We start from the raw sequence: 16765 nt of genomic DNA, 5'->3' as shown, positions 1-16765 counted from the left end.
CGCCATGGGTCTCACCGCTCGGCATCGAGCGCGAGATTCAGGGCGAGCACATTCACGCCCGGATCGCCGAGGAGCCCCAGGAACGGGGCATCGGTGTGCGCGTCGATCAGGGCCTGCACACGCTCCACCGGCCAGCCCCGCGCCTTGGCCACGCGACTGGCCTGGTAGCGCGCGGCGGCGGGGCTGATGTGCGGGTCGAGCCCGCTGGCGGAGGCCGTGACCAGGTCCACCGGCACGGGCGCGGCATTGCCAGGATCGGCCTCGCGCAGCGCCTGGACGCGCGCAGTGACGGCTTCCGTGAGGGCGGGGTTCAGAGGCCCCAGGTTGGAGCCGCCCGACGCGCTGGCGTTGTAGGGCATGGGCGCGGTGGCCGAGGGGCGGCCCCAGAAGTGCTTCGGGTCGGTGAAGTTCTGCCCGATCAGGGACGAGCCCACGGCCTGCCCGCCGCGCAACACCAGGCTGCCCGCGGCCTGCTGCGGAAACGCGGCTTGCGCCACACCCGTGACGATGAGCGGATAGACAACGCCCGTGATCACGCTCAGCAGCACGAAAAGGGTCAGCGCGGGACGGAGGATTTTGGTCATGTCGATGCTTTCTTGCACAGTTCAAACGAGGCCCACGGCCACCAGCACCCAGTCGATGAGCTTGATGCCGATGAACGGCACCACCAGCCCGCCCAGGCCATAGATCGCCAGGTTGCGGCGCAGCAGTGCGGCGGCGCCCACCGGGCGATAGCGCACGCCCTTGAGCGCCAGCGGGATCAGGAACACGATCACCAGCGCGTTGAACACCACCGCCGACAAAATGGCCGAGGAGGGGCTCGCCAGCCGCATCACGTTGAGCGCGGCCAGTTGCGGGTAGGTGGACACGAAGATCGCCGGGATGATGGCGAAATACTTGGCCACGTCGTTGGCGATGGAGAACGTGGTGAGCGAACCGCGCGTCATCAGCAGCGCCTTGCCGGTCTCCACCACCTCCAGCAGCTTGGTGGGGTTGGAGTCCAGGTCCACCATGTTGCCGGCCTCCTTGGCGGCCTGCGTGCCGCTGCCCATGGCCACGGCCACGTCGGCCTGGGCCAGTGCCGGTGCATCGTTGGTGCCGTCGCCGGTCATGGCCACCAGGCGGCCCTCGGCCTGGTACTGGCGGATCAGCGCCAGCTTGTCCTCGGGCGTGGCCTCGGCCAGGAAGTCGTCCACCCCCGCCTCGGCGGCGATGGCTGCGGCGGTCAGCTTGTTGTCGCCCGTGATCATCACCGTCTTGATGCCCATGCGCCGCAGTTCGGCGAAGCGCTCCTTGATGCCGGTCTTGACGATGTCCTTGAGCTCGACGATGCCCAGCACCTGGGCGCCCTCGGCCACCGCCAGGGGCGTGCTGCCGCGCCGCGCCACGTCGTCGGCCGCGCGCACCACTTCGGCCGGCACGCTGCCGCCCAGCGCCTGGATGTGGCGCACCATGGCCTGCACCGCGCCCTTGCGCAACGCCACCTCGGGCGCGCCGGCCGTGGCGGGTAGGTCCACGCCGCTCATGCGCGTCTGCGCCGTGAAAGGCACCAGGCGCACGCCGGGCGCAGCGGCCTCGTCGGGCACGCCGCTGCGGCGCGCCAGCTCGACGATGCTGCGGCCCTCGGGCGTTTCATCGGCCAGCGACGCCAGCATGGCGGCACGGGCCAGGCGCTCCTTGGGGGTGCCCGGAGCGGGCAGGAACGCGCTCGCCTGGCGGTTGCCGTGCGTGATGGTGCCGGTCTTGTCCAGCAGCAGCACATCCACGTCGCCCGCGGCCTCCACCGCGCGTCCGGAGGTGGCGATCACGTTGGCCTGCATCATGCGGCTCATGCCCGCCACGCCCACGGCCGACAGCAGGCCGCCGATGGTGGTGGGAATCAGGCACACGAGGAGCGCCACGAGCGCGGTGAGCGACACGACGGTGCCCGCTCCCGACGCACCCACGCTGAAGATCGAGAACGGCAGCAGTGTCACGGTGACCACGAGGAACACGATGGTGAGCGCCACCAGCAGGATGGTGAGCGCCACCTCGTTGGGCGTCTTCTGGCGCTTGGCGGCCTCGACCATGCCGATCATGCGGTCCAGGAACGACTCACCGGGGTTCACCGTCACGCGAACCACCAGCCAGTCCGACAGCACGCGGGTGCCGCCCGTGACGGCCGAGAAGTCCCCGCCCGATTCACGCACCACCGGGGCCGACTCGCCGGTGATGGCGCTCTCGTCCACCGATGCGACGCCTTCGATCACTTCGCCGTCCAGCGGAATCACGTCGCCCGCATCCACCTGCACCACGTCGCCGCGGCGCAGGTTGGTGGCCTGCTCGGGCAGGAAGGTCGCGCCATGGCGCGGCTCGGCGAGCTTCTTGGCCCAGGTGTCCTTGCGCAGGCCGCGCAGCGATGCGGCCTGCGCCTTGCTGCGGCCCTCCGCCAGCGCCTCCGCGAAGTTGGCAAACAGCACGGTGAACCACAGCCAGACGGCGATCGCCAGCACGAAGGCCGGGCGCATGCCCGTGTCCTGGGGCACCGTGAGTGCATGCAGCCAGAGCAGCGTGGTGAACAGGCTGCCGATGAACACGATGAACATCACCGGGTTGCGCCACTGCACGCGGGGATCGAGCTTGGCGAACGATTGCCACAGCGCGGGCTTGACCAGCGCCGCATCGAACAGCGAAAGGGAAAGGGATGTCTTGGGGGTTGTCATGTCAGGGCCTCACTGGAGTCCACAGCATCAGGTGTTCCACGACGGGGCCCAGCGCCAGGGACGGAACGTAATTGAGCAAGCCCACCAGCAGCACGGTGGCGATCAGCAGGGCCACGAACAGCGGCCCGTGCGTGGGCAGCGTGCCGGCGGTGGCGGGCAGCCGCTTCTTGGCGGCGAGCGAGCCCGCGATGGCCAGCACCGGCACGATCACGCCAAAGCGACCGAACCACATGGCCAGCCCCAGCAGCACGTTGTAGAACGGCGTGTTGGCCGACAGGCCCGCGAAGGCGCTGCCGTTGTTGTTGCCCGCCGACGTGAGGGCGTAGAGGATCTCGGAAAAGCCATGGGCGCCCGGGTTGGCGATGCCGGCCTGGCCGGCCTGCGCGATCACCGCCACGGCGGCGCCCACCAGCACCAGGATCGGTGTGACCAGGATGGCCACCGAGGTGAGCTTCATCTCGCGCACTTCGATCTTCTTGCCCAGGTACTCCGGCGTGCGGCCGATCATCAGCCCCGCCATGAACACCGCGAGGATGGCGAACACCAGCATGCCGTACAGGCCCGTGCCCACGCCGCCGAAGACCACTTCGCCCAGCTGCATCAGCACCATCGGCACCAGCCCGCCCAGCGGGGTGAACGAGTCGTGCATCGCGTTCACCGCGCCGCACGAGGCGGCCGTCGTCACGGCGGCGAAGAGTGCCGACGCGGTGATGCCGAAGCGGACCTCCTTGCCCTCCATGTTGCCGCCGGACTGCAGCGCTGTCGCCGCCTGGTCCACCCCCAGCGCGGCGATGCGCGGGTTGCCGGCCTGCTCGGCGGGAATGACCACGGCCACCGCCACGGCGAACATCACCGTCATGGCCGCCAGGATCGCCAGGCCCTGGCGCGGATCGCCCACCACCCGGCCGAACGTGAAGCACAGCGCGGCGGGGATCAGGAAGATCGCCAGCATCTGCACGAAGTTGGTCAGCGGCGTGGGGTTCTCGTACGGATGGGCCGAGTTGGCATTGAAGAAGCCACCGCCATTGGTGCCCAGCATCTTGATGGCCTCCTGCGACGCCACCGGCCCCATGGCCAGCGTTTGCGTGGCGGTGCTCGCGCTCTCCGTCACCGGATTGCCGGCCGCGTCTTTCACGGGCTGCCCGTCGGCCGTCAGCTTCGGGTTCTGGTAGGCCGTGGCCTCCAGCGTGGCGACGTCCCGGGACGGCGAGAAGTTCTGGATCACGCCCTGCCCCACCAGAAACACGGCGATCACCAGAGACACCGGCACCAGCACCCAGGCGTTGATGCGCACCATGTCGGCCCAGAAGTTGCCCACCAGCCCCTGGCCGTCGGTGCGGCGCGCGGCAAAGCCCCGGGCCAATGCGAACGCCACGGCGATGCCCGTGGCCGCCGACAGGAAGTTCTGTACCGACAGCCCCAGCATCTGCGTCAGATAGCCCATGGTGCCCTCGCCCGCATAGCCCTGCCAGTTGGTGTTGGAGACGAAGCTCACCGCGGTGTTGAAAGCCGAGTCGGGCGACACGGCGGCCATGCCCTGCGGGTTGAGCGGCAGCCAGGCCTGCAGGCGCTGCAAGCCGTACACGACCACGGCACCGATGGCATTGAACGCCAGCAAGGCCAGCGCATAGTGGCGCCAGTGCATGCTCTCTTCGGGCCGCACGCCGGCCACGCGGTACAGCGGTGACTCGGCGCGGTGCATCCACTGCGGCAGCCGGCCATCGCAGACTGCGGCCAACCATCGGCCTAGGGGCAAGGCCAGCACGAGGAGCACGAGAAGGAACAGGGCCAACAGGCCCCAGGCGGACGCGTCCATGTCAGAACTCCTCGGCGCAGATGAGCGCGAACACCAGGTACGCGAACAGGACGACGGCCACGATGGCGCCGAAGCCGTAGAGCACGTCGAGCGCGATCACCGCGATGCTCCCTTGGGGCCGTCGAACCGGCCCAGCAGCACCACGGCCTCCGCCATGGCCACCCACAGCGCCACGAGCGCTGCAATCCACACGATGTCCATCTCTGACTCCTGCATCAAAACGATGGAATCGATTCTCGGAAGGCGCCCGTAAAAAGGGTGCACAGACTGGGGCACGGGGCGTAAACGCGCCGTAAAAATGCACGGCGGCGGGGTGCCGTTACCGATTCTTGATGGGCGGCGCCATGCTTTTGACACCGTTTTTACGGGTGTCTGCCTACGCTTTGCGCTTTTCCAACGACCGCGTGACGCCATGACCCCTTTCCCCGTTTTCCGAGCCCTTCCCCTGGCCGCTGCCCTGTGCGCGGCCCTGCCGCTGCTGGCCCACGCCCAGTTCACGGGCAACCTCGCCCTCACCTCGAACTACAAGTTCCGCGGGCAGGACCAGGACATGCTCCGTTCGAACCAGTTCGCCAAGACCGGCGCCTTCAAGCCGGCGGTGCAGGGCGGAGTCGACTACGCCTTCGGTGACAGTGGCTGGTACGTGGGCAACTGGAACGCCAGCGTGAACTGGCTGCGCGGCAACCACCTGGAGAGCGACCTCTACGGCGGCTACAAATGGAAAGCCGGTGCCACCGATCTCGACGTGGGCGCCCTCGCCTACCTCTACCCCGGCAACCGCAGCGGCAACACCACCGAGCTGTATGCCAGCGCCACCCATGCCGACGAGGCCCTGGGCACGTTCACGCTCAAGTACTCGCACACGGTGTCGGACGACTATTTCGGCTATGCGGGCGCCCGGGTGGGCTCGGGCCTGTCGGGGCGCAACACGGGCTATGTGAACCTGGCGTACAGCCGCGCACTGGGCCCGCAGCTCAGCTTGAAGGCCGCCATCGGCTATACGCGAATGGCCGGAGACATCCGCCGCCTGGGATGGCCCAGCTACGTCGATTACCAGGTCGGTGCGGCCTACGACTTCGGCGGCGGGCTCTCGCTCACCGGGGCATTGCAGGGGGCCAACCGGCAGGCCGCCTATGCGGCCGCCACCGGCCCGGCAGCGGATGCCGCGCGCTACTCGCCCAACAAAGGGCGCCTCATCGTCACGCTGGCCCAGGTTTTCTGACGGGAGCGCCGCCGGCAAGGCTGGCGCAGCGGCATCCGGTCAAACAGGCCCGATGCCAGGAGATTCATTGCCTCTTTAGCTATTAAATTTATAGCAATCTATTCGGCCAGCAGCGTGGCCGGGTCGTCCGAGGCGAGCACGCCCTGCGCCCACGGCCCGAGCTTGCGGGTGTCGGCGCGCAGCACCTCCTGCTTGACCGCGAGGATCTGCGCCGGATGCATGGAAAAGCTGCGCAGGCCCAGGCCCAGCAGCAACCGCGTCATGGAGACGTCGCCTGCCGTCTCGCCGCACACGCACACGCTCTTGCCCTGCCGCTCGCCCTCGGCAATCACCTGGGCCACCAGCTGCAGCACGGCGGGGTGCAGGGGGTCGTAGAGGTGGGCCACGGCCTCGTCGGCGCGGTCGATGGCCAGGGTGTACTGGATCAGGTCGTTGGTGCCGATCGACAGGAAGTCGAAATACTTCAGGAAGCTGCGCACCATGAGCGCGGCGGCCGGCACCTCGATCATCGCCCCCAGTTGCACCGGCCCATGCGCCACGCCGCGCGCATCCAGCTCGGCGCGGGCCATCTCCACCTGGGCCAGGGTCTGCTGGATCTCGCTCACGTGCGCGAGCATCGGGAACAGCAGGTTCACCGGGCCATGCACGGCCGCGCGCAGCACAGCGCGCAGCTGCGTGCGGAACATGGCTGGATCGGCCAGGCTCCAGCGGATGGCGCGAAGGCCGAGCGCGGGGTTCAGGTAGCTGTCCTTGTAGCCCTTGTCGAGCGGCTTGTCGGCCCCCACGTCGATGGTGCGCAGCGTGACGGGCATGCCGTTCATGCCCTGCACCGCCTCGCGGTAGGCCTGGTACTGCTCTTCCTCGCCCGGCAGGTGGCCGTTGCGCCCCATGAACATGAATTCGCTGCGGAACAGGCCCACGCCCGCAGCGCCGCCGCGCAGCGCAGCGGCCGCGTCGGCAGGCTGCTCGATGTTGGCCAGCAGCTCGATCTTCTGCCCATCCAGCGTGACCGCCGGCGTATGGCGCAGGCGCGACAGGCGCTCGCGCTCCAGCGTGGTCTGGCGCTGGCGGAACCCGTATTCGGCCAGGATGATGGGCGACGGGTCCACGATCATCACGCCGGCATCGCCGTCGATGATGACCCAGTCGTCCTGCCGCACCAGCTGGCTGGCGGCCCGCGCGCCCACCACCGCGGGGATGTCCATGCTGCGCGCCACGATGGCCGTGTGCGAGGTCTTGCCGCCCACGTCCGTCACGAAACCGGCGAACACGCTCTTCTTGAACTGCAGCATGTCGGCCGGCGACAGGTCGTGGGCCACCAGCACGAGGGGCACGTCCACCGTGTCGTCCAGCAGCAGGTCCTGCTGGTTGCTGCGGCGCGGGCTGCTGGGCGGCGGCGCCACCGGGCTGGCCACGCCTTTCATGTGGCGCAGGACGCGTTCCACCACCTGCTCCAGGTCGGCCTTGCGCTCGCGCAGGTACTCGTCCTCCATCTCGTCGAACTGGCGCGCGATGACCTCCAGCTGGGTGGTCAGCGCCCATTCGGCGTTGTAGAGGCGGTCGGTGATCCAGTGCTTGACGCCGCTCACCAGCGCCTCGTCCTGCAGCAGCATCATGTGCACGTCGAGCAGCGCTGCCAGTTCGGGGGGCGCATCGTGCGGCATCTCGGCCTGCAGGCGCTGCAGCTCCTCCACCACGGCGTTGCGGCCGTTGCGCACGCGCACGATCTCCGCGCCGACCTGGTCCGCGTCGATGAAATAGTGCGCCACGTCCACGCGGCTCGACGCGACCAGCACGGCGCGCCCGATGGCGATGCCGCGAGCGACCGCCAGACCGTGGACGGCGAACGTCATGGCGCTGGCGCTCCTGGCCTGCCCGCGGCGCGCGCAGGCTGGCAGGCGGCGCGGCAAGCGATCAGCGCGGGCCGCACATCACTCCCCTTCGCCGAACTTGCCGTCGATCAGGGCCCGAAGCGCATCCATGGCTTCCTGTTCCTGCGCGCCGTTGGTCTCCAATTCGACCGTCGAGCCCAGCCCGGCGGCCAGCATCATGACGCCCATGATGCTTTTGGCATTGATGCGCCGCTCGCCCTTGGCCAGCCAGACATCGCACGGAAAACTGCCTGCCAGCTTCGTGAGCTTGGCGGACGCCCGGGCGTGCAGGCCCAGCTTATTGCTGATGGTGATGGTCGTCTTGATCATGGTGGGAACGTCGTATCTGGTTCTGCGGGGCCGAGATCGCCACCTGCATCACGCCCTGGGTGCCGCCGACCACCGCGCGCGAAACGAGCGCCTCCAGCGGTTCGTGCCGGTAGCTCACGGTGCGCAGCAGCATGGGCAGATTCACGCCGGTGACCAGCCGCGAATGCTCGCCATCCACCAAGCGCTGTGCAACGTTACACGGCGTGGCGCCGAACACGTCGGTCAGCACCAGCGTGGGCGAATCGCCGTCGTGCGAAGCCAGCAGGATGCGGGCGGTGGCCAGGGTCTCTTCGGGCGGCGTGTGGGGATGCACGTCGAACGCGAACACCTCCTCGCCACAGTCGGGAAACACATGGAGAGCGCACTCGCGCAGCGCATGGGCCAGCGGGGAGTGGGCGATGATGAGGATGCGCGTGCTGCTCATGGGGCAATGGAGTGAACCGCATTATGGCGCCGCGTGCAGCCCTCGATGGGCATTCGCAGCCCGCGCGCAAGGCCTGAGGAAGGAGAGGCGACCCCGATCATGGCAGCGCCAGTCCGGCAAAGAACGTGTCCGCGACCGCCATGCGCGGGGCGGCCGTATAGACCACTGCGTGGTACAGACGCGCCTGCCGCCCTTCCATGCGGGCAAACCAGGCGGCTTGCGCGGTCACTGTATCGCCGTCGCTGCGCCGCCCCTGGGCTTGCAGCCGCACCGACTGCGGCAGGGCCAAGGCACCGGCCGGCACGAAGGCAACAGCACCGGCCTCGGCATCCCCTGCCGCCGGCGCCTGCATGCGTGCCAGCACTGCCGCCCGCCACTGCGCGAGGACAGCGCCCGCCTGCGAGGGGTCTTCGACCACCATGTGCGAAACGGCAAACGTCGCGCCATCGGCCTCGCAGCCCACCATGGCCAGATCCGCGGGCCGCCCACCCAGATCCACCGGCCGTGTGGCGTGATCCGGCTTGCAAGGCAGCAGCACCGTGAGGCCGGCGCTTTCCAGTGGCACGCTGCGCCAGTTCAGCGCGGGGCTGCAGCCGGCCAAGCACAGGGTCAGTGCGGTGGCGAGAGCGATGGAGCGATGCATCCGTGCATTATCCGGAGAGCCGCAATGGGCCGGTCGTGGATTGTCCGTGCCTCTGGCATCCGAGCGCTCGGCCGCCCCGCCTGCCGTGGGTGGGGCGCTGGTCCCTCCAAGTTAACCCGGGACTTCGGCTTCGCAGGATCAGCGAACTTTCGAAGGGCCTTGCGCTCCATCACCCCGAAGATCCGGGCCGTCCGGCAAAATGTCGACAGACAACTGCACGCACCGTGCAGGCACAGGTGGAAAGAGCGCAATGGGCATCAAGCATTGGTTGGGCGCCGCGGCAGTGGCGGCATTCGCAGGCATCGGCGCCTTCGTGTTCCTGGGCGCCGGCACGTCCCAGGCACCGCAGTCGACCTTTGTGCTGCTGGACGGCTCCAAGAAGACCACCGCCGATTTGCACGGCCAAGTCACCCTGGTCAACTTCTGGGCCACCAGTTGCGTCACCTGCGTGGCCGAGATGCCCGAGGTCGTGGCAACCTACCAGAAGTACCGGGCACAGGGCTTCGACACCTTGGCCGTCGCCATGAGCTACGACCCACCGAGCTATGTGGTGAATTTCGCCGAAACCCGCCAACTGCCGTTCAAGGTTGCCATCGACAACACGGGCGCGGTGGCCCAGGCCTGGGGCGACGTCAAGCTCACCCCGTCCACCTTCATCGTCAACAAGCGCGGCGAGATCGTCAAGACCTATGTCGGGGCTCCCGACTTCCCCGAACTCCATCGGCTCATCGAGCGCCTGCTGGCAGAGACCTGATTCCCGCCCCACACGGTTGCCGCACCCATCCGCGACCAGCCGTCGATTGAATGGGTCAGGCAGAGCCCGCTACACTGGCAGTTCCTTCGTTCCTAGCAACCGCCTGTGGACCAGCCTTCCGTGGCCCTGCTGACGCCGACCCTTCCTGCCGAGATGGACGCTGTGCGCGACATCTTCCGGGAATATGCCGACAGCTTGGGCATCGACCTGTATTTCCAGAACTTCGAGGCCGAACTGGCCACCCTGCCGGCGGACTATGCACCGCCGCGCGGCCAGATCCTGCTGGCTGAAGTGGACGGTGCCATCGCGGGCTGCTGTGCGCTGCGCCCCATGGACAACGCCGATTACCCCAACGCCAGCGAAATGAAGCGCCTGTATGTGCGCAAGGCATTCCGCGGCTTCGGCCTCGGCCGGCAACTGGCAGAGGCCATTCTCGATGCGGCGCGGCAAGCGGGATATGCCTGCGTGCTGCTCGACACGCTTGATGGCATGGAATCGGCTCGTGCGCTGTATGCCGACCTGGGCTTCGAAGAAATCCCGCCCTACTATCACAACCCCATTGCAGGGTCGCACTACCTCAAGGCGGATATCGATTAAGGCACAGCGAGCGCGTGAAGGGGCGGAGCATCCCGGCACCTTCGCCGCCATACCGAACGTGGTGCTTGGAACAACGGTCCGTATCGACTCCGGGGACCGTCCTGCCATCACCAGCGCCATGCGATGAGTTCACCGAACAAACCGCATCGCGCTGGACACGGAACGGGCAATTTCCTCTCCCGTCCCCGAACCAACGGCACCTTTTGTGTTCAGCCCTTGGCCTGTGCCAACAGCGTTGCCGCGTCGCTCACTTCGAACTTGCCGGGCGCCTCGATGTTCAGCGATGCCACCTTGCCATCTTTCACCAGCATCGAATACCGATTGCTGCGCAGGCCCAGTCCCTTGCCGTTCAGATCCAGCGTCAGGCCCGTGGCCTTGGCAAAAGCGGCATCGCCGTCGGCCAGCATGCGCACCTTGCCCTGGGTCTTCTGATCGCGCGCCCAGGCGCCCATCACGAACGCGTCATTCACGCTCAGGCACCAGATCTCGTCCACACCCGCAGCCTTGAAGGCCTCGGCCTGCTCCACATACCCAGGAACATGCTTGGCGGAACAGGTTGGCGTGAAGGCACCTGGCACGGCAAACAGCGCGATGGTCTTGCCGGTGGTGGCCTGGTCCACTGCGACAGGGTTGGGACCGAGGCTGCAACCGTCGCCTTCGACTTCAGAATATTCCATCAAGGTGATGGCAGGCAGGGTTTCACCGACTTTGATCATGCTGGGCTCCTAGGGTGTGGAATGAGGGACCTGCAGAACGCGAGCCCCAAAAAACAAAACGACCCAGCATTGTGGGTCGTTTTGAGCGGCTTTGCAGCCAACAAGCCCGTAGGCTTGTAAGGATCTGCCAATCAGACCAGTGCGGCCTTCTGGACCAGACGGGTGGCAACCCAGTTCTTGGTCTTGGAGATCGGACGGCTTTCCGTGATCTCGATGGTGTCACCCAACTTGTACTCGCCCTTTTCGTCATGGGCGTGGTACTTGCTGGATTTCGCCACGATCTTGCCGTAGAGCTCGTGCTTCACACGGCGCTCAACCAGCACGGTCACGGTCTTCGTACGCTTGTCGCTGACCACCTTGCCAATCAAGGTGCGCTTGAGGGATTTTTTAGCTTCCGTCATGTGGGCTCCTTACTTGGCGGCTTGCTTTTCAGCAAGAATGGTCTTGGCACGAGCGATATCCCGACGGGTGATACGCAGCGTATTGGTGTTTGCCAGTTGTTGCGTGGCCTTCTGCATGCGCAGACCGAAGTGGGCCTTTTGCAAGGACTTGATTTCGGTTTCGATGCCAGCGACGTCTTTTTGGCGCAGTTCAGCAGCTTTCGTCATTTCGATTCTCCTGAATTTAAGCGCCAATTTGACGGGCAACGAACGTGGTGCGCAGCGGCAGCTTGGCAGCAGCCAGGCGGAACGCTTCACGGGCCAGTTCTTCAGGCACACCGACGATCTCGAACACCACCTTGCCGGGCTGAATTTCAGCCACGTAATACTCGGGGTTGCCCTTACCGTTACCCATCCGAACTTCGGCGGGCTTGGTAGAGATCGGCTTGTCGGGGAACACGCGGATCCAGATACGGCCGCCACGCTTCACGTGACGGGAGATCGCACGGCGTGCGGCCTCGATCTGGCGGGCCGTCAGACGACCACGGTCCGTGCACTTCAGGCCGAAGTCACCGAAGGCCACCGAATTGCCACGGGTGGCAACGCCGGTGTTACGGCCCTTCTGCTCTTTGCGGTACTTGCGGCGAGCGGGTTGCAGCATCTTTATTCTCCTTTGCCGTCCGCTGCTGTAGCGGGCGCGTCAACCTTGCGAACGCGCTTAACGGCGGTGTTATCGGCGCCACCGGCACCGGCGGGCTTGTCGCTACCGTCTGCAGGTGCCGCATTGGCACCGGCTGGACGGCGTGGACCACCACGGCCTGCACCCGGACGATCGCCACCTGGGCGGCCATCGCGACGCGGGCCACGGGGACGACGCTCTTCTTCTGGACGCGGTGTTTCCACTGCGGGCAGATCGTTGCGGCCCAGCGTATCGCCCTTGTAGACCCAGACTTTGACGCCGATGACGCCGTAGGTGGTCTTGGCTTCGGACGTGCCGTAGTCGATGTCGGCGCGCAGGGTGTGAAGCGGCACGCGACCTTCGCGGTACCACTCGCAACGGGCGATTTCAATCCCGTTCAGACGGCCGGACGACATGATCTTGATGCCCTGGGCACCCAGACGCATGGCGTTTTGCATGGCGCGCTTCATGGCGCGGCGGAACATGATCCGCTTTTCCAGCTGTTGCGTGATGCTGTCGGCGATCAGCTTGGCATCGATTTCGGGCTTGCGCACTTCTTCGATGTTCACTGCGACCGGCACGCCCAGACGCGTAGCGAGTTCCTTCTTCAGGTTCTCGATGTCTTCGCCCTTCTTGCCGATCACCACGCCCGGACGTGCCGAGTAGATGGTAATGCGGGCATTCTTGGCGGGGCGCTCGATCAGGATGCGCGAGACGGCAGCGTTCTTCAGCTTGGCCTTCAGGTATTCGCGCACCTTGATGTCTTCGGCCAGCATGCCGGCGAAGTCACGGTTGCTCGCGTACCAACGGCTGGCCCAGTTGCGGCTGACCGCCAGGCGGAAGCCGGTAGGATGGATTTTCTGTCCCATAGTCTTCCTCGGGCCTTCAGTTGCCAACCGTCACGTACACATGGCACGTGGGCTTGCTGATGCGATTGCCGCGGCCTTTGGCGCGCGCGGTGAAACGCTTGAGCGTGGTGCCTTGTTCGACGTAGATGGTCTTGACCTTCAGTTCGTCGATGTCGGCGCCGTCGTTGTGCTCAGCGTTGGCGATGGCGGACTCCAGCACCTTCTTGACGATTCCTGCAGCTTTTTTCTGCGTGAACGTCAGGATGTTCAGAGCCTGGTCGACCTTCTTGCCGCGGATCAGATCAGCGACCAGACGGCCCTTGTCGACCGACAGACGGACGCCCCGGAGGACTGCACGTGTTTCAGACATGGTCGTTCCTTACTTCTTCTGGACTTTCTTGTCCGCGGGGTGACCCTTGAAGGTGCGCGTCAGGGCGAATTCGCCCAGCTTGTGGCCCACCATCTGGTCGGTGACATACACCGGTACGTGCTGCTTGCCGTTGTGCACGGCAATGGTCAGACCGATGAAATCGGGCAGAACCATGGAGCGACGCGACCAGGTCTTGACTGGTTTCTTGTCCTTGGTCGCAATGGCCTTTTCGACCTTTGCCATCAAGTGGTGGTCAACAAACGGACCCTTTTTGAGAGAGCGAGTCATTTGTTATCCCTTACTTCTTGCGACGCGACACAATCATCACTTGTGTGCGCTTGTTGTTGCGGGTGCGATAACCCTTGGTCAGATTGCCCCAAGGATCGACTGCATGGCGGCCTTCGCCGGTGCGGCCTTCGCCACCACCGTGAGGGTGATCCACCGGGTTCATGGCCACGCCACGAACCGTTGGGCGAATACCCATCCAACGCTTCACACCGGCCTTGCCGAGTTGGCGCAGGCTGTGCTCTTCGTTGGCGACTTCGCCGATGGTTGCACGGCACTCGATGTGGATCTTGCGCACTTCGCCAGAGCGCATGCGCACCTGGGCGTACGTGCCTTCACGGGCCAGCAGCGTTGCAGAAGCACCTGCCGAGCGTGCGATCTGTGCACCGGCACCGGGCTTGAGCTCGATGCAGTGGATGGTCGAACCCACGGGAATGTTACGGATCGGCAGAGTGTTACCTGCGCGGATCGGGGCTTCGGAGCCGCTCAGGAGCGTGCTGCCGACTTCCAGACCACGGGGGGCAATGATGTAACGGCGCTCGCCGTCGGCATAGCACACCAAAGCGATGTGGGCCGTACGGTTCGGATCGTATTCAATGCGCTCGACCTTTGCGGGGATGCCATCCTTGTTGCGGACGAAATCCACCACACGGTAGTGGTGCTTGTGACCGCCGCCCTTGTGGCGGGTCGTGATGTGACCGTTGTTGTTACGGCCGGCCTTCTGGAACTGAGGCTCCAGCAGCGGCGCATACGCTTCACCCTTGTACAGGTGGTCACGGGTAACCTTCACCACGGCACGTTGGCCGGGCGAAGTGGGTTTCATTTTGATGACGGCCATGATTACGCGGCCTCCCCGGACAGGTTCAGCTCTTGACCTGGTTGCAGCGTGACATAAGCCTTGCGCACGTTGTCGCGACGGCCCATGGTCTTGCCAAAACGCTTGGCCTTGCCTTTGGTGTTCACCACAGAAACGCCCTTGACCTCGACCTTGAACATCAATTCCACAGCGGCCTTGATTTCTGGCTTGGTTGCGTTCTGCAGCACCTTGAACGTCACAGCATTGGACTTCTCGGCAACCATGGTGGCCTTTTCGGACACGATGGGAGCGACCAGCACTTGCATCAGACGACCTTCGTCAAACTTGGGCGTGCTCATGCGAACATCTCCTTGAGTTTGTCGATCGCGCCCTTGGTGACGAGCACTTTCTTGTAGTGCACCAGCGACACGGGGTCTGCGTAACGGGGTTCAACGATGAACACGTTCTTCAGATTGCGCGAAGCAAGGTACAGGTTTTCGTCCACTTCGTCGGCGATCACCATCACCGACTGCAGGTTCATCGCCTTGAACTTGTCGGCGAGCACCTTGGTCTTGGGGCTTTCCAGCGTCAGCGAGTCCACCACGGCCAGACGGCCTTCACGGGCCAGCTGCGAAAAGATCGCAGCCATGCCGGCGCGGTACATCTTCTTGTTGATCTTCTGCGTGAAGTTTTCTTCAGGCAGATTCGGGAAGATGCGACCGCCCCCACGCCACAGAGGCGAGGAGGTCATACCGGCGCGAGCGCGGCCGGTGCCTTTTTGCTTGAAGGGCTTCTTGGTGGAGTGCTTGACCTGCTCGCGGTCTTTTTGAGCACGCGTGCCCTGGCGAGCATTGGCTTGGTAAGCCACCACGATCTGGTGAACCAGATCTTCGTTGTATTCGCGACCGAACACGGTTTCGGGCGCATCGAACTTCGATGCGGCCTGGCCTTGGTCATTCAGGAGTTCGAGCTGCATTAGTTCGCTCCCTTGGAAGCTTTGGCCTTGACTGCCGGACGCACCGTCACGAACCCACCCTTGGAGCCCGGAATGGCGCCCTTGATCAAGAGCAGTTGACGCGCTTCGTCGATGCGGATGACGTCGAGGTTTTGCGTGGTCTTGGTGACATCGCCCAGGTGGCCGGTCATGCGCTTACCGGGGAACACGCGACCGGGGTCTTGTGCCATACCGATGGAGCCAGGCACATTGTGCGAACGGCTGTTACCGTGCGATGCGCGCTGCGAGGCCATGTTGTGGCGCTTGATCGTGCCAGCGTAGCCCTTGCCGATCGAAGTGCCTTGCACGTCCACCTTCTGGCCCACGGTGAACAACGTCACGGGGACGGTGGAACCGACGGCGTACTGGGCGGCGACGTCAGCGGTCACGCGGAATTCGCGGATCACTTCACCGGCTTCGACGCCGGCCTTCGCCAGATGGCCCGCTGCGGGCTTGGTCACGCGCGATGCCTTGCGCGAACCAAACGTGACCTGCAAGGCCACGTAGCCATCGTTCTCTTGGGTTTTAACCTGGGTCACGCGGTTGTTGGACACATCCACCACCGTGACGGGCACTGCGTCCCCGTCATCGGTGAACAGACGCATCATGCCCACCTTGCGGCCCAGCAACCCTTGGGAGTTGCTTTGACTCATTGATTTTCTCCAAAACTTTCACCGCCTCGACTTCAATTGGCCAAAGCGTTTGCACAACGTTTGCACCGCCGTGCGCGAAAGAAGGTTAATAAAACTCCGCCACCGTCACGCAAAGCGCAAAAAAGGCGAAGCCGCAAAGTATAACGCGGACTGCTTTTGCAAGCAAGTCCGCGTTATGTGTTGGTGCGCAGCAACCGCCGCGCTCCGGAGCCGGCAGCTTACTTACTGCAGCTTGATTTCGACGTCTACGCCAGCCGGCAGGTCGAGCTTCATCAGCGCGTCCACCGTCTTGTCCGTCGGATCGACGATGTCCATCAGGCGCTGGTGCGTGCGGATTTCGAGCTGGTCGCGGCTGGTCTTGTTGACGTGCGGCGAACGCAGGATGTCGAAACGCTTCATGCGCGTCGGCAGGGGCACGGGACCCTTGACGATGGCGCCGGTGCGCTTGGCGGTATCAACGATCTCGGCAGCGGACTGGTCGATCAGCTTGTAATCAAATGCCTTCAGGCGGATGCGGATTTTTTGCTTGGACATGGCAAGTTCCTTTGTGCCTGGGGCTTAAGCAATGATCTTGGCCACGACGCCGGCGCCGACGGTGCGACCGCCTTCACGGATGGCGAAGCGCAGGCCTTCTTCCATGGCGATGGGGTTGATCAGCTTGACGGTGATCGACACGTTGTCGCCG

The 16765-nt window shown here is 65.1% G+C and carries 24 protein-coding genes; 3 read left to right on the top strand and 21 right to left on the bottom strand.

Going from position 1 to position 16765, the window contains the following annotated elements:
• Positions 1-11: 11 nt before the first annotated feature.
• From kdpC to kdpF, 4 genes are read right to left on the bottom strand one after another with little or no spacing between them, the layout of a single operon-like run.
• Entirely contained in the window at positions 12-584 is a 573-nt protein-coding gene (gene kdpC, locus AVTE2539_RS19880; protein WP_272565807.1) for a potassium-transporting ATPase subunit KdpC, read from the bottom strand.
• A 21-nt stretch (positions 585-605) separates the two neighbouring features.
• Complete coding sequence (kdpB, locus tag AVTE2539_RS19875; protein ID WP_284394491.1) at positions 606-2702, bottom strand: potassium-transporting ATPase subunit KdpB; 2097 nt, start codon at positions 2700-2702, stop codon at positions 606-608.
• Between the two features lies 1 nt (position 2703).
• Positions 2704-4518: a potassium-transporting ATPase subunit KdpA gene (gene kdpA / locus AVTE2539_RS19870; protein WP_284413279.1), complete on the bottom strand. Its 1815-nt coding sequence runs from the start codon at positions 4516-4518 to the stop codon at positions 2704-2706.
• Between the two features lies 1 nt (position 4519).
• The gene (gene kdpF, locus AVTE2539_RS19865) at positions 4520-4618 is read right to left on the bottom strand and encodes a K(+)-transporting ATPase subunit F (RefSeq protein ID WP_272565812.1); all 99 of its coding nucleotides are present in this window, start codon (positions 4616-4618) and stop codon (positions 4520-4522) included.
• 312 nt (positions 4619-4930) lie between these two features.
• Here kdpF and AVTE2539_RS19860 point away from each other — a divergent pair, with 312 nt between their 5' ends.
• Positions 4931-5740, top strand: a complete 810-nt coding sequence (locus AVTE2539_RS19860) for a TorF family putative porin (protein ID WP_284413277.1) — start codon at positions 4931-4933, stop codon at positions 5738-5740.
• Positions 5741-5838: 98 nt separating this feature from the next.
• Here the strand turns inward: AVTE2539_RS19860 and ptsP are convergent, their stop codons facing one another.
• The 4 genes from ptsP to AVTE2539_RS19840 form a co-directional block, all read right to left on the bottom strand.
• Positions 5839-7593 (bottom strand): phosphoenolpyruvate--protein phosphotransferase, encoded by a 1755-nt coding sequence (gene ptsP, locus AVTE2539_RS19855; RefSeq protein ID WP_284413275.1) that lies wholly within the window; start codon positions 7591-7593, stop codon positions 5839-5841.
• 78 nt (positions 7594-7671) lie between these two features.
• Entirely contained in the window at positions 7672-7941 is a 270-nt protein-coding gene (locus tag AVTE2539_RS19850) for an HPr family phosphocarrier protein (protein WP_272549631.1), read from the bottom strand.
• Positions 7910-8365, bottom strand: coding sequence for a PTS sugar transporter subunit IIA (locus tag AVTE2539_RS19845; RefSeq protein WP_284413273.1), 456 nt, complete (start codon positions 8363-8365; stop codon positions 7910-7912). Before AVTE2539_RS19845 ends, AVTE2539_RS19850 begins: the two co-directional genes overlap by 32 nt.
• Before the next feature lie 97 nt (positions 8366-8462).
• A complete protein-coding gene (locus AVTE2539_RS19840) occupies positions 8463-9008 on the bottom strand; it encodes a hypothetical protein (protein WP_284413271.1) in 546 nt (181 codons plus the stop codon).
• A gap of 250 nt (positions 9009-9258) precedes the next feature.
• Between AVTE2539_RS19840 and AVTE2539_RS19835 the strand changes: the two genes are divergently transcribed.
• Complete coding sequence (locus tag AVTE2539_RS19835; RefSeq protein WP_272565820.1) at positions 9259-9762, top strand: TlpA disulfide reductase family protein; 504 nt, start codon at positions 9259-9261, stop codon at positions 9760-9762.
• A 105-nt stretch (positions 9763-9867) separates the two neighbouring features.
• Positions 9868-10359: a GNAT family N-acetyltransferase gene (locus tag AVTE2539_RS19830; protein WP_284394511.1), complete on the top strand. Its 492-nt coding sequence runs from the start codon at positions 9868-9870 to the stop codon at positions 10357-10359.
• A 209-nt stretch (positions 10360-10568) separates the two neighbouring features.
• Here the strand turns inward: AVTE2539_RS19830 and AVTE2539_RS19825 are convergent, their stop codons facing one another.
• The 13 genes from AVTE2539_RS19825 to AVTE2539_RS19765 all read right to left on the bottom strand — a co-directional run.
• Positions 10569-11075 carry a peroxiredoxin gene (locus AVTE2539_RS19825; RefSeq protein ID WP_272565822.1) on the bottom strand — a complete coding sequence of 169 codons (507 nt, stop codon included), beginning with the start codon at positions 11073-11075 and terminating at the stop codon, positions 10569-10571.
• Between the two features lie 131 nt (positions 11076-11206).
• Entirely contained in the window at positions 11207-11476 is a 270-nt protein-coding gene (rpsQ, locus tag AVTE2539_RS19820; RefSeq protein ID WP_092745113.1) for a 30S ribosomal protein S17, read from the bottom strand.
• A 9-nt stretch (positions 11477-11485) separates the two neighbouring features.
• A complete protein-coding gene (rpmC, locus tag AVTE2539_RS19815; RefSeq protein ID WP_272549639.1) occupies positions 11486-11683 on the bottom strand; it encodes a 50S ribosomal protein L29 in 198 nt (65 codons plus the stop codon).
• A 16-nt stretch (positions 11684-11699) separates the two neighbouring features.
• On the bottom strand, positions 11700-12116 hold the full coding sequence (rplP, locus tag AVTE2539_RS19810) for a 50S ribosomal protein L16 (protein WP_056662458.1): 417 nt from the start codon (positions 12114-12116) through the stop codon (positions 11700-11702).
• Positions 12117-12118: 2 nt separating this feature from the next.
• Positions 12119-13003 (bottom strand): 30S ribosomal protein S3, encoded by an 885-nt coding sequence (rpsC, locus tag AVTE2539_RS19805; RefSeq protein ID WP_272565825.1) that lies wholly within the window; start codon positions 13001-13003, stop codon positions 12119-12121.
• 16 nt (positions 13004-13019) lie between these two features.
• The gene (rplV, locus tag AVTE2539_RS19800; RefSeq protein WP_005796970.1) at positions 13020-13352 is read right to left on the bottom strand and encodes a 50S ribosomal protein L22; all 333 of its coding nucleotides are present in this window, start codon (positions 13350-13352) and stop codon (positions 13020-13022) included.
• Positions 13353-13361: 9 nt separating this feature from the next.
• The gene (gene rpsS / locus AVTE2539_RS19795) at positions 13362-13640 is read right to left on the bottom strand and encodes a 30S ribosomal protein S19 (protein WP_272565826.1); all 279 of its coding nucleotides are present in this window, start codon (positions 13638-13640) and stop codon (positions 13362-13364) included.
• A gap of 10 nt (positions 13641-13650) precedes the next feature.
• On the bottom strand, positions 13651-14475 hold the full coding sequence (gene rplB, locus AVTE2539_RS19790; RefSeq protein WP_092745109.1) for a 50S ribosomal protein L2: 825 nt from the start codon (positions 14473-14475) through the stop codon (positions 13651-13653).
• Positions 14476-14477: 2 nt separating this feature from the next.
• The gene (rplW, locus tag AVTE2539_RS19785; RefSeq protein ID WP_272549645.1) at positions 14478-14792 is read right to left on the bottom strand and encodes a 50S ribosomal protein L23; all 315 of its coding nucleotides are present in this window, start codon (positions 14790-14792) and stop codon (positions 14478-14480) included.
• The gene (rplD, locus tag AVTE2539_RS19780) at positions 14789-15409 is read right to left on the bottom strand and encodes a 50S ribosomal protein L4 (RefSeq protein ID WP_092745107.1); all 621 of its coding nucleotides are present in this window, start codon (positions 15407-15409) and stop codon (positions 14789-14791) included. The genes rplW and rplD overlap by 4 nt, the downstream gene beginning before the upstream one ends.
• A complete protein-coding gene (gene rplC, locus AVTE2539_RS19775) occupies positions 15409-16080 on the bottom strand; it encodes a 50S ribosomal protein L3 (RefSeq protein ID WP_272549647.1) in 672 nt (223 codons plus the stop codon). The genes rplD and rplC overlap by 1 nt, the downstream gene beginning before the upstream one ends.
• Positions 16081-16302: 222 nt before the next feature.
• A complete protein-coding gene (rpsJ, locus tag AVTE2539_RS19770; protein ID WP_005796953.1) occupies positions 16303-16614 on the bottom strand; it encodes a 30S ribosomal protein S10 in 312 nt (103 codons plus the stop codon).
• Between the two features lie 24 nt (positions 16615-16638).
• On the bottom strand, positions 16639-16765 hold a 127-nt coding region (locus AVTE2539_RS19765), incomplete at its 5' end, for an EF-Tu C-terminal domain-related protein (RefSeq protein WP_456057495.1).

The organism is Acidovorax sp. SUPP2539 (assembly GCF_030158975.1).
GTDB lineage: Bacteria > Pseudomonadota > Gammaproteobacteria > Burkholderiales > Burkholderiaceae_C > Paracidovorax.
The sequence above is the reverse complement of the archived record's forward strand: the minus strand, read 5'-3'. Positions and strand labels throughout refer to the sequence as shown.

What these genes read in the sequence shown, in the direction of transcription:
- kdpC (WP_272565807.1), bottom strand. Translation starts at nt 584, where the DNA reads ATGACCAAAATCCTCCGTCCCGCGCTGACCCTTTTCGTGCTGCTGAGC.
- kdpB (WP_284394491.1), bottom strand. Translation starts at nt 2,702, where the DNA reads ATGACAACCCCCAAGACATCCCTTTCCCTTTCGCTGTTCGATGCGGCG.
- kdpA (WP_284413279.1), bottom strand. Translation starts at nt 4,518, where the DNA reads ATGGACGCGTCCGCCTGGGGCCTGTTGGCCCTGTTCCTTCTCGTGCTC.
- AVTE2539_RS19860 (WP_284413277.1), top strand. Translation starts at nt 4,931, where the DNA reads ATGACCCCTTTCCCCGTTTTCCGAGCCCTTCCCCTGGCCGCTGCCCTG.
- ptsP (WP_284413275.1), bottom strand. Translation starts at nt 7,593, where the DNA reads ATGACGTTCGCCGTCCACGGTCTGGCGGTCGCTCGCGGCATCGCCATC.
- AVTE2539_RS19850 (WP_272549631.1), bottom strand. Translation starts at nt 7,941, where the DNA reads ATGATCAAGACGACCATCACCATCAGCAATAAGCTGGGCCTGCACGCC.
- AVTE2539_RS19845 (WP_284413273.1), bottom strand. Translation starts at nt 8,365, where the DNA reads ATGAGCAGCACGCGCATCCTCATCATCGCCCACTCCCCGCTGGCCCAT.
- AVTE2539_RS19840 (WP_284413271.1), bottom strand. Translation starts at nt 9,008, where the DNA reads ATGCATCGCTCCATCGCTCTCGCCACCGCACTGACCCTGTGCTTGGCC.
- AVTE2539_RS19835 (WP_272565820.1), top strand. Translation starts at nt 9,259, where the DNA reads ATGGGCATCAAGCATTGGTTGGGCGCCGCGGCAGTGGCGGCATTCGCA.
- AVTE2539_RS19825 (WP_272565822.1), bottom strand. Translation starts at nt 11,075, where the DNA reads ATGATCAAAGTCGGTGAAACCCTGCCTGCCATCACCTTGATGGAATAT.
- rpsQ (WP_092745113.1), bottom strand. Translation starts at nt 11,476, where the DNA reads ATGACGGAAGCTAAAAAATCCCTCAAGCGCACCTTGATTGGCAAGGTG.
- rpmC (WP_272549639.1), bottom strand. Translation starts at nt 11,683, where the DNA reads ATGACGAAAGCTGCTGAACTGCGCCAAAAAGACGTCGCTGGCATCGAA.
- rplP (WP_056662458.1), bottom strand. Translation starts at nt 12,116, where the DNA reads ATGCTGCAACCCGCTCGCCGCAAGTACCGCAAAGAGCAGAAGGGCCGT.
- rpsC (WP_272565825.1), bottom strand. Translation starts at nt 13,003, where the DNA reads ATGGGACAGAAAATCCATCCTACCGGCTTCCGCCTGGCGGTCAGCCGC.
- rplV (WP_005796970.1), bottom strand. Translation starts at nt 13,352, where the DNA reads ATGTCTGAAACACGTGCAGTCCTCCGGGGCGTCCGTCTGTCGGTCGAC.
- rpsS (WP_272565826.1), bottom strand. Translation starts at nt 13,640, where the DNA reads ATGACTCGCTCTCTCAAAAAGGGTCCGTTTGTTGACCACCACTTGATG.
- rplB (WP_092745109.1), bottom strand. Translation starts at nt 14,475, where the DNA reads ATGGCCGTCATCAAAATGAAACCCACTTCGCCCGGCCAACGTGCCGTG.
- rplW (WP_272549645.1), bottom strand. Translation starts at nt 14,792, where the DNA reads ATGAGCACGCCCAAGTTTGACGAAGGTCGTCTGATGCAAGTGCTGGTC.
- rplD (WP_092745107.1), bottom strand. Translation starts at nt 15,409, where the DNA reads ATGCAGCTCGAACTCCTGAATGACCAAGGCCAGGCCGCATCGAAGTTC.
- rplC (WP_272549647.1), bottom strand. Translation starts at nt 16,080, where the DNA reads ATGAGTCAAAGCAACTCCCAAGGGTTGCTGGGCCGCAAGGTGGGCATG.
- rpsJ (WP_005796953.1), bottom strand. Translation starts at nt 16,614, where the DNA reads ATGTCCAAGCAAAAAATCCGCATCCGCCTGAAGGCATTTGATTACAAG.